9 protein-coding genes are annotated in these 9,290 nt (G+C 58.7%); 5 read left to right on the top strand and 4 right to left on the bottom strand.

Annotated elements, in window-relative coordinates; genetic code table 11:
- The first annotated feature begins 66 nt into the window (after nt 1-66).
- A complete protein-coding gene (locus VGR81_14395; protein ID HEV2290129.1) occupies nt 67-1,380 on the top strand; it encodes a hypothetical protein in 1,314 nt (437 codons plus the stop codon).
- Nucleotides 1,381-1,545: 165 nt separating this feature from the next.
- Nucleotides 1,546-2,730, top strand: coding sequence for an aminotransferase class I/II-fold pyridoxal phosphate-dependent enzyme (locus VGR81_14390; GenBank protein ID HEV2290128.1), 1,185 nt, complete (start codon nt 1,546-1,548; stop codon nt 2,728-2,730).
- A 340-nt stretch (nt 2,731-3,070) separates the two neighbouring features.
- On the opposite strand, the gene VGR81_14385 is transcribed toward VGR81_14390, so the two are convergent.
- Nucleotides 3,071-3,364: a BrnA antitoxin family protein gene (locus VGR81_14385; protein HEV2290127.1), complete on the bottom strand. Its 294-nt coding sequence runs from the start codon at nt 3,362-3,364 to the stop codon at nt 3,071-3,073.
- A 437-nt stretch (nt 3,365-3,801) separates the two neighbouring features.
- Here VGR81_14385 and VGR81_14380 point away from each other — a divergent pair, with 437 nt between their 5' ends.
- From VGR81_14380 to VGR81_14370, 3 genes are all read left to right on the top strand, one after another.
- Nucleotides 3,802-5,784 (top strand): LysM peptidoglycan-binding domain-containing protein, encoded by a 1,983-nt coding sequence (locus VGR81_14380; protein ID HEV2290126.1) that lies wholly within the window; start codon nt 3,802-3,804, stop codon nt 5,782-5,784.
- 185 nt (nt 5,785-5,969) lie between these two features.
- Nucleotides 5,970-6,302 (top strand): hypothetical protein, encoded by a 333-nt coding sequence (locus VGR81_14375; protein HEV2290125.1) that lies wholly within the window; start codon nt 5,970-5,972, stop codon nt 6,300-6,302.
- Between the two features lie 277 nt (nt 6,303-6,579).
- Complete coding sequence (locus tag VGR81_14370) at nt 6,580-6,963, top strand: hypothetical protein (GenBank protein HEV2290124.1); 384 nt, start codon at nt 6,580-6,582, stop codon at nt 6,961-6,963.
- Between the two features lie 47 nt (nt 6,964-7,010).
- Here VGR81_14370 and VGR81_14365 read toward each other — a convergent pair whose 3' ends face one another.
- The 3 genes from VGR81_14365 to VGR81_14355 form a co-directional block, all read right to left on the bottom strand.
- The gene (locus VGR81_14365) at nt 7,011-7,550 is read right to left on the bottom strand and encodes a hypothetical protein (GenBank protein ID HEV2290123.1); all 540 of its coding nucleotides are present in this window, start codon (nt 7,548-7,550) and stop codon (nt 7,011-7,013) included.
- Nucleotides 7,551-7,601: 51 nt separating this feature from the next.
- Nucleotides 7,602-8,282, bottom strand: coding sequence for a hypothetical protein (locus tag VGR81_14360; GenBank protein HEV2290122.1), 681 nt, complete (start codon nt 8,280-8,282; stop codon nt 7,602-7,604).
- A 277-nt stretch (nt 8,283-8,559) separates the two neighbouring features.
- Nucleotides 8,560-9,240 (bottom strand): DUF1326 domain-containing protein, encoded by a 681-nt coding sequence (locus tag VGR81_14355; GenBank protein ID HEV2290121.1) that lies wholly within the window; start codon nt 9,238-9,240, stop codon nt 8,560-8,562.
- Between the last annotated feature and the right edge of the window lie 50 nt (nt 9,241-9,290).

The raw sequence follows: 9,290 nt of genomic DNA, 5'->3' as shown, positions 1-9,290 counted from the left end.
CCTTCGCCAGCGCACGACCCCTACTAGCGACCCCGCTGTAAAAATCTAACATTCAGGAGATTCACCATGGCGCCCAAATCCGCCAATATGGACGTGTATTCCCGCGCGGCCTTCCTCGCCGCTCAAGTCGATTCGCTTCTCTCCAACAAATCGCATCCTGCCTCGCTTCCCAATCCGCATGCCAGCGGGGTCGCCCCGAAAAACTCGAAAAAACGCAACCGCGCAGCTTCTCCCCGCGCTGTTGCCGTCAACGACGCAAAAAAACTCCTCCGCGCCGCCACAGCCGTCAATTCAAAATCTCTCGCCGTGCCCTCGCCGCGCCGCAGCCTGCCCGCCGTGGCCGGCTTCAGCGAAGGCGGGCCGCAATTCATCCATCGCCCTCCCGACGTCGCCCGTCATCGCCGCAAATGCGCCGTCTGTCATCATCCCGAGCGCGAAGCCATCGAAGAACTCTTCATCCACTGGCACAGCCCCAATTCCATCGCCACGCACTTCGAAGAAGAGAGCGACATCACCTGGGTTTCCATCTACCGTCACGCCTACGCCTTCGGTCTCGATGAAATCCGCCGCCGCAATCTTCGTTTCGCTTTCGAGCTCATTCTCGAACAAGCTGGCGACATCACCGCCACTCCCGCGGCCATCGCCGCCTCCGCTCGTGCCCTCGGCAGTTGCGTGGACTCGAACGGCCTGTGGAACGAACCTCCCCGCCGCGTCATCGTCACCAACATTATCCGCAACGATGTATCTGCTAGCACTAGCAGCGTCGGGAATGATACTTCCTATCGCGCGGTTCATCCGCGCGATGTAGTCACATCAGAAGCTGCGTTTGCGTCGGCCGCTCCCACGCCTCAAATCGAAAACCATGCAATCCCTGCGAACGATGGCGCTGTGGTGGCCGCCGGTCGCGCTTATCGCCCCGCTTCTTCTGCGATGAACGACAGTTCCTCTGATGGCGCTGTTGACTCTGTAGGGCCCGATGGAATTTATCGGGCCGAAGGCGTGCACCGCACGCCTCCCGCTCCCGCCAGTGCGCAAACCTCCTCCGCTACCGCGCCGATGGTCCCCGTCTGTTCTGACAAGGTTGAAAGACCTTCTTCCTTTCGCACGCTTCACCCGCCTGCTTGCCCTGAGAGAGACCGAAGGGTCCTGAGCGAAGTCGAAGGGCGCGATGTAGTTATGTCATCGGTTAGTTCCTCCGCGCAGGCGGACCGTGAGCCACCGGCCTCCTCAGAAGAAACCGCGTCGGACAAAAAGAATTTTTCCTTTCGCGCGACTCACCCGCGCGAGGTACCCGGCAGTGATTCTCTCCCTGCCTCCCCCGAAATTAGAAATTCTCCTAACTCCTTCAAATCCAAGGAGACGCCAATTTCTAATCGATAATTTTCGCGCGTTTTTTGGGGAGGCAACCGAGAAAGGAGATCGCTAAAGACCTTCATAACATGTGGCGAGGACAAATTGGCCTGCCGAAAGCTCAGTAATCGCAGCCACGCGACTTTCGCTCATCGCTCATTCTTGAGATGATATCGGCGAAAAGGAGCAACGCCGATGGCGAAGAAAGATAAGTCGATAAAGTGGGGAAGCGCGACGGCGGCGATCCATGCGGGAGAGCCGAAGCACGGGCGCGGCGGGCCGGTGGCGCCAGAGATTGTGCGCAGCTCGACGTTCACGTTTTCGTCAACGGCGGAGATGAAGCGCTGGGCGGAAGGAAAAAGCTCGGCGTACATCTACACGCGCTACGGAAATCCGACGCTGGCAATCGCGGAGCAGAAAATCGCGGCGCTCGAAGGAGCGGAAGCGGCCGTGGTGGCGGCGTCGGGGATGGCGGCGATTTCGTGCGCACTGCTGGCGGCGCTCAGCGCGGGCGACGAAGTGATTTCGACAGCGCAGCTTTATGGCGGAACGTACCGGTTGATGCGCGATATTTTCCCGCGGTTTGGAATTCGCGTGCGGCATGTCGAGCCGGATCTGGCGGGCGTCGAGGAACTGGTGACGCCGCAGACGCGCGTACTGTACGTGGAAACGCCGACGAATCCGGCGCTGCGACTGGTTGATTTGCGGCGCGCGGCGGAGCTGGCGCGGGAGTTTAATCTCGTGTCGATTGTGGACAATACGTTCGCAAGCCCGCTGCTGCAAAAGCCGCTGGAGATGGGATTTGACATCGTGGTGCACAGCGCGACGAAATATCTGGCGGGACATTCGGATCTGATCGGCGGCGCGGCGGCGGGTTCGCGCGAATGGATCAAGCGCGTTCACGAGTACATTATTTATCTCGGCGGATGCATGGACCCGGAAGGCGCTTACCTGCTGATTCGCGGGATGAAGACGCTGGGCGTGCGCATGGCGCGGCAATGCGAAAACGCGATGGCGATTGCGAAATTCTTGGCGCGGCATCGGAAAGTCGCGCGCGTGAATTATCCGGGGCTCGTGTCGCATCCGGATCATCGGTTGGCGCGGCGGCAGATGAGCGGCTTCGGCGGGATGCTGTCGTTCGATATGAAAGGCGGAATCGCGGCGGCGCGGCGGTTTGGCGATCGCGTGCGGCTGTTTTCGCTGGCGGCGAGCCTGGGCGGTGTTGAATCGCTGGTGATTTTGCCGATGTATACGTCGCACTACAAAATGTCGAGCGCGGAACTGGAGCAGGCAGGAGTGACGCCGGGGACGGTGCGCGTGTCAGTCGGGATAGAAGACGCGAAAGATTTGATTGAGGATTTGCGGCAGGGACTGGCATAGTTAAGGCGATGGTATACTCAAGCACAAACGAACGGGTTCCATGATTCAAAGATGCCCTAGCTGCGGTGCAAGTCTTGTCGGTAAGCTGAAGTGGTATCAGAGTCCTTTCCACTGTCCGCAGTGCTCGGCGTACCTGCGCATTCCTTGGTGGTACCGCCAAACCGCTTTTGTTGTTTGCGGTTCTGTCATCGGGATTGTGATCGCGCTGCCCTTGCAATTAATAAGATGGTCGATTCCAGAAGCATTGCTCGTTGCCATAATGGTGATAGGTGGAATGAGCGGTACATGGATTGCGTGGAAGCTTTTCCCCACCCCCGTCAAACGTGCTTGAGAACGATGTTCAGGCGGCGGATTTGGCGGCGGATTCGAGGAGTTCGTGGATGAGGGTTTGGTAGGGTTTGTCTTGTTGCGCGGCGAGGCGGCGAAGCTGCGCGAGAAGGCGCGGATGAATGCGAATGGCAATGAGATGTTTTGCTTCGCCGGTCCGAGGCCGGCCGACGCGGCGGGCGCGGCTAAGCTCTTCATCGGTCGACTCTGGAATATCCGAGAAATCAATCCGACGGCTGGAGATAGGCTTTGCGTTCCTTGCGGCTTGCTTGCCGCGCGCTGATGATGCGGATCGTTTCCTTGCCATCGGCGGTTCTCCTTATCGTGTAGACCGCTATCAATATTTTCCCGTTTGCCGAAAGACCCAAACGTTTCGAGCGACGCTCGGCCTCGGAGTGGCGCATGTCTTCCCAATCCAAGGCGTCCAAGTCAGCAAATATCGTTGCAGCTTCTTCGAATGCCACACCGTGTTTAGCGAAATTGCGGAGTGCTTTGGCGGCATCCCAAGAGAACACTTAATGTATATACACTAAATCAGAGGCGGTGGCAAGGGCTGTACGAGGGAACAGGCTACGAGAGTAGTAGTGAGTTTCTCGGTCTTGGCACACGGAACGGATAGGCGGTTGACCCGAGTGGGGACGGCTCGTAAAATTTTGAAGAACGCGGCGCACTGGCGGCCCTTGGGACGCGAAGCAAACGTTTGCAGAGACATGCCGTCAAAGTATTTGACGGCTTGGAGGGCGAATGAAGGGCGTGAAAGGACTCGGGTTGGCGGCGGCGCTTGGCGCGGCTCTTCTGGCGATCTGGGGATGCCAGGAGGGTGCGAAGAGCGCCGTGAAAGTGAAGCCGCCCGTGTCCGTGCCGCCTGCCACTGCATCAGCGGTTGCCAAGCTGGGCGATCTGCCGATTCCCTCCGCATCTCCTGACTTATCCGCATTAAGCCCGAGCACGCGTCCGGCCGTGGACGCACTAATTGCGCAAGTGCAGGCGAGCTACGATGCCGGGCAGGCCGCTTATAAAGCCGGCGACCTGGAAGCAGCGCGCAAGGATTTCAACGCAGCGCTCAATCACCTGATGAAGAGCCGCCTGGAGACGACCGGCGATGTGCGGCTGCAGCAACTCTTCAATCAGATTGTGGACACGATGCAGGACTACGAGCTGTCGGTGGAGAAACAGGACGAAGCGACGACAGATTCGTCGGATGAAGACAACGGAGACACGGACACAGATACGGACACAAGCGAAGACGTGCAGCCTCCCTCGCCGGATCAGCCGACCGCGCCGATCGAAGAAATCGCCAACATGGAGAGCTTGCCGGCGACGGATCCGCGTCTAGCGGCGCTGGCGGAAAAAGAGCTGGTCAGCGTACCGCACGATTTGCCGCTGACAGTCAATGCGTCGGTGCTGCAGTACTTGAGCTTCTTCGAATCGCCGCGCGGGCGCGAGATTGTAGAGATGGGATTGCAGCGCGCCGGGCGCTACCGCGCGATGATCGAATCGACGCTGAAGCAGGAGGGATTGCCGCAGGATCTCATTTACCTCGCGCAGGCGGAATCGGCATTCAAACCGCGCGCGGTGTCGAGCAAAGGCGCACGCGGCGTTTGGCAGTTCATGCCCTATACCGGCGCGGAGTACGGGCTGGACCGCAACTATTGGGTGGATGAGCGCGACGATCCGACGGAAGCGACGCGCGCGGCGGCGGAGCATTTGCGCGACCTCTATCAAATGTTCGGTGACTGGTATCTGGTGATGGCGGCATACAACTCCGGGCCGCTGAACGTGGCGCGAGCTGTGGAACACACGGGTTATGCGGATTTCTGGGAGTTGCAGAGGCGCAATGCGCTGCCCGCGCAGACAAAAGACTACGTGCCAATCATTCTGGCGCTGGCGCTGGTGGCGAAAGACCCTCCGCTCTATGGCATCCACGTGGATCCGGATGCGCCGACGCAATTTGACGCGATAGAATTGAAGCATTCGATCAGCTTGCGGCTCGTGAGCGATGCGACCGGCACGAGCCTGGATGATTTGCAGGCGCTGAACCCGGAGTTGATTCGCGGGATCACGCCAGCGGCTCCCGATTTTGCATTGCGTGTACCGCAAGGGACAGGCGAAGAGTTGCAAAAGGCTGTCTCAGCGATTCCGCCGGATAAGTGGACGACGTGGCGGCTGGCGAAGCTCGGGCCGGACCAGACACTCGGCGAAGTGGCGCGGGAATTTCATGTGACGCTGGCGTCGCTTGAAAACGCGAACATGATTGACCCGCACGATCCTCCGGCGACAGGGACGGAACTGGTGGTTCCCGCGGCGCCGCCGAGATTGCGCCTGGTGCATTATCGCGTGAAACGAGGCGATACGCTTGACGATATTGCCTCGCGCTACAGCGTGAGCACGGCGGAGCTACAGCGATGGAATCATTTGCGGACGGAACACGCACCGCGCGGACGCCTGCTGCGGATCTACGAGGAATATTACCCGACGGCGGCGTATGCTACGGAACGGTCCGTTTCGACGGCGTCAAGGCGGCGAAGCACAGCGGGAGCGCCAGCAGCGGCCAAGACCGCGGCGCACAACGGAGAGATTGTTCATCGCGTGGAGGCAGGAGAGACCCTTTGGTCGATCGCACATGAGTACGGGACAACGGTTGATGCGATTAAACAGAGCAATCCCTTCTTGGGTACACGAGGGCTGCAGGTAGGAGATCGACTGCACATCACGCCGCGACAGTAAAAGCAATAGAATGAATGAGTTAGTGTATTATTCCCCTACTTTGCCAGAAATTGCTCCTTGATCGCGGTTTCGTAAATTCCCACGGGGACGTCCTTTTTTGCGCCTTGACAAAGCTTGGAAACTGCGATTAAAACAAGCGAGTGGGAAAGCGGGCCGCCGAGCACTTTGACCCACGGAGGAGAATTATGTTTGACGCGAAATTTCACGACGAAGAAGAAGAGAACGAGCTCCCTGGGCTGGAAGAAGAGGAAGAACAGGGCGAGCTTGGCGGCGATGAGAACGAAGAGATCGCCGAAGAAGTGACTGAAATCATAATGGACTCAGAGGATGAGGAAGAGGATCACGGCGGCGCACCCGTGGGCCGTCCGGCACCAAGTCACGCGCCGGCCAGGCCCGCCGCGAAGCCGAAGGCAAAGAAGAAGGCCAAGAAAGCGAAGAAGGCTAGGGCAAAGAAGTCAGCTCCGAAAAAGAAAGCCAAGGCAAAAGGCAAAGCGCGCGGAAAGAAGAGGCGCCGCTAAGCTTTTCGCAGGATTCGAGCTTGAACGTGCGCGAGTGATGCGACGCACGGCAAGCAAGCTTCAAGATGCCGCGAGCCGGCGTCGCCCACCAAAGGGAGACGATGCTCGCGGCATTTTTTTTGTGTAGAAAGAGCCCCTTTCTGCATCTACCTGTATATGGAATGATGAAGGCGCTGGCGAAGGGCAAGCTTTTTGAAGTGGATGGAGTGGGCAATTGGATCATCTCCGCACATCGAACGAAGCATATTGCGAGGAAAGGAAAATCCTGCGGCGGTGGATGCGCCTCAGATGGGTTGTGGCGTGCAGTTTTCTTCTGGCGCTTGCCGGATGCCGTTCGAGAGAGCCCGTTGACGTGGACGCGAATGCGGAAGAGACCGAAGAGCAGGCGAGAATCACGACGGCGGCGGAGATCGAAAATCAAGTGAACGCAGAGAATGGCGGCATGCACGTGGCGGCTGCAGGACCGGAACATCAAACACTGATCTTCAGCGCTCCAGCGGTGGATAACGGCGCAAAATTTGCGAGCATGCTGACGTATGACGACTGGCCGCTCGATTCTGCGCGGAACTGCGCGGTTTTCCAGAAGCAAGGATTCACGAAAATCGAAATGCAGGACGAAACGACGAAAAAGCAATGGGATTTGTGCCAGGAAAATAAATAAATCGCCGCGAAACTGTTCACGCGCTCACGAGAGCGCGGCGCGCGACTTCAAATGGGCGGGTCCTGGGCAGTGGCGAGGCGATTGTCGCGCGTCGAACGAATCACGCCGGACTGATCCGTAAAAAAACTTCGATAACCATAATTGCGCGGCATGGCGGTGAGCGTGTATCCGTGCGCGTTGCCGTTTGGGCCGATTTGCAAGGGTGTGTAGCGCAGCGTGTAGCCGCCGGTCATGGCCTGTTGCGCGGCATCGCGCACCGGTTCGCCGAGAGCTTCGAGAGAACTGGGATAGAAGTTCGCGCCATTTTCAAACGTGGACAACTGCTGCTGGAGCGCGTGGAGAGATTGAAGAGCGGCGCGTTCGGCGGCAGGACGCGGACTTTGAAGCCGCAGCGGCAGAGCGAACCATATGATGGCCCAAATTCCCGCGACTACGATCGCCAACGAGATGACGAGCTTCGCCGGGCTGCTTTTTTTCGCAGGCTTCACGGAACCGGCAGGCTCGGGCTCGGTTTGCTCCGCGCTGCAATACGGACAAATGGCGCTGGCGGAGTTGATGGGCTCCTGGCAATTGCGGCAGAGATACATGTTCAGCGCCGAGCCATCGCGAGTTCGCGAGAATTGAGCATCGGAGATTTTCTACGGCAGCGTGACGTGACCGTTGACGACCAGTCCCATGGTGACGGGAGAGCTTCCGACCATCGCTTTGAAATAAATGATCCAGAAATCTTCGTTCGTGTCGTGGCTCACGCCCGGGAGCGCTGCGGGAGCGCTATCGGCAGGCACGAGGCTCCAGACCGAAGGATGGCCGACACGCGAAGCTTTGCGGCTGAGCGCGTACATGTCGTTGTCGGCAAGATTCGCGGCAGTAGCATCCTGATCGGGCGGCGTGAGCAGGAGAAAATCGCGATAGTCGGATACACCCTGATGATTTCCGTCGACGGGCTGAAGGCCGTAGCGAAGGACATACGTGCCGGGCTGAATCTGCTGATTGCGAAGATCGATGACCGGAACGTCGAAATGAATGGCGCCGAAAATTTCGCCGTCGACAAGCTGGCCGTACGTGACGCCGAGCGCGGTGTTGGGCTGCGCGGCGGCGGGGATCGAACCGCGCAGCCAGATTTCACAATAAGGACCACCGGGAGCGGTGACGTTGAGCGAACCTGGCGCGAGAAGCGCGCGCACGGGCGCGGCGATTTCCGCAGGAGGCGGCGTGGCGCCGGCGACGATTTTGTAATCCTGGGCGAAAAGCGGACTGGCGAAGAAAAAAATGAATAGAAATGCGAATCCGGCAAGGAATTGCGCGGGCCGACGAATCATCTCAATTCTCCCGAATGCGAATTTGCGTACATTTGTATCAGATGATTATGGCTGGCGGGCGGTTTTCGGGCAAATGGAAAGCGTGGGCTTGGAAGTTTTGGCCTGTCTGGAATCGAGGGAGAAGAGGCTTTGGGGAATGGGTCAGTTTGAATTTTGACTTCTTGTGTCACGATCAAAAAAATTCAAACTGACCCAGCACGCGGCTGTGTGTCGAGCAAAAAAGGCCCGCCAGAAGAGGCGGGCCGTGAAGTTCAGTCAGATTGTGTCGTGACGAAATTTACTCGGAGAAATTGCCGACGAAGGAGCTGCGGCGATTGGAATCGTCCCAAGTGATGCCGAGCGAATCGCCCTGATAGCTGCTGTCGCGCGCGACGACGGGCATGGAATGCGTCAGATGCGAGACGAGCGGCGGATAATAGGTTTCTTCGTTGTGGCAAATCATGTCGTTCATGGTGATGGCGCGTGTCGAGAGCTTCACGATGTTGCCGACAGCGAGAGTTTCCCAGCCCATGCGGCCGGTGTCTGAGGCAAAGGAGATGGGCGCGAGATTCGTTCCAACGACATCATTCAAGAGGCCGCCGGCTTGCGACTGCGCGAAAGAGATCAGCGCGGCTTGCTGTGCGTCGGTGGCGGCGATGTCGACGAAAAAGGCGCTTTTAGCCGGAAGCGGATTGCCATAGGGATCACCGAGCGTAGCGCTGGCGCGCACGACGGCGACGACGCTGAGACCGGAGAGCTGCACGCCGTTCCATTCACCGCTGGTGATGTGCCAGGCGAGGACGGCGTCCTGTCCGGTGAGGCCGACTTCGGAATTGGCGAAGCACGGGCCGGTGTAAACGTCGGCGTTGCGAAATTCCATGTAGTTGCCGGAGATGTGATTCGACTGAGCCATAGCGGGAATGGCCATCAAAAATGCGGCGGCGAGAAGCCCGAGAGTTGCTTTCCCTCTTGATTTCATAGGGACCTCCAACGGGGATAGTGTCTCACTACGGAATCGCCGAAGCAAGC

Source organism: Candidatus Acidiferrales bacterium, from assembly GCA_035934015.1.
In the GTDB taxonomy this organism is placed as follows: domain Bacteria; phylum Acidobacteriota; class Terriglobia; order Acidiferrales; family UBA7541; genus DAHUXN01.
The sequence above is the reverse complement of the archived record's forward strand: the minus strand, read 5'-3'. Positions and strand labels throughout refer to the sequence as shown.

What these genes read in the sequence shown, in the direction of transcription:
- VGR81_14395 (HEV2290129.1), top strand. Translation starts at nt 67, where the DNA reads ATGGCGCCCAAATCCGCCAATATGGACGTGTATTCCCGCGCGGCCTTC.
- VGR81_14390 (HEV2290128.1), top strand. Translation starts at nt 1,546, where the DNA reads ATGGCGAAGAAAGATAAGTCGATAAAGTGGGGAAGCGCGACGGCGGCG.
- VGR81_14385 (HEV2290127.1), bottom strand. Translation starts at nt 3,364, where the DNA reads ATGGCAAGGAAACGATCCGCATCATCAGCGCGCGGCAAGCAAGCCGCA.
- VGR81_14380 (HEV2290126.1), top strand. Translation starts at nt 3,802, where the DNA reads ATGAAGGGCGTGAAAGGACTCGGGTTGGCGGCGGCGCTTGGCGCGGCT.
- VGR81_14375 (HEV2290125.1), top strand. Translation starts at nt 5,970, where the DNA reads ATGTTTGACGCGAAATTTCACGACGAAGAAGAAGAGAACGAGCTCCCT.
- VGR81_14370 (HEV2290124.1), top strand. Translation starts at nt 6,580, where the DNA reads ATGCGCCTCAGATGGGTTGTGGCGTGCAGTTTTCTTCTGGCGCTTGCC.
- VGR81_14365 (HEV2290123.1), bottom strand. Translation starts at nt 7,550, where the DNA reads ATGTATCTCTGCCGCAATTGCCAGGAGCCCATCAACTCCGCCAGCGCC.
- VGR81_14360 (HEV2290122.1), bottom strand. Translation starts at nt 8,282, where the DNA reads ATGATTCGTCGGCCCGCGCAATTCCTTGCCGGATTCGCATTTCTATTC.
- VGR81_14355 (HEV2290121.1), bottom strand. Translation starts at nt 9,240, where the DNA reads ATGAAATCAAGAGGGAAAGCAACTCTCGGGCTTCTCGCCGCCGCATTT.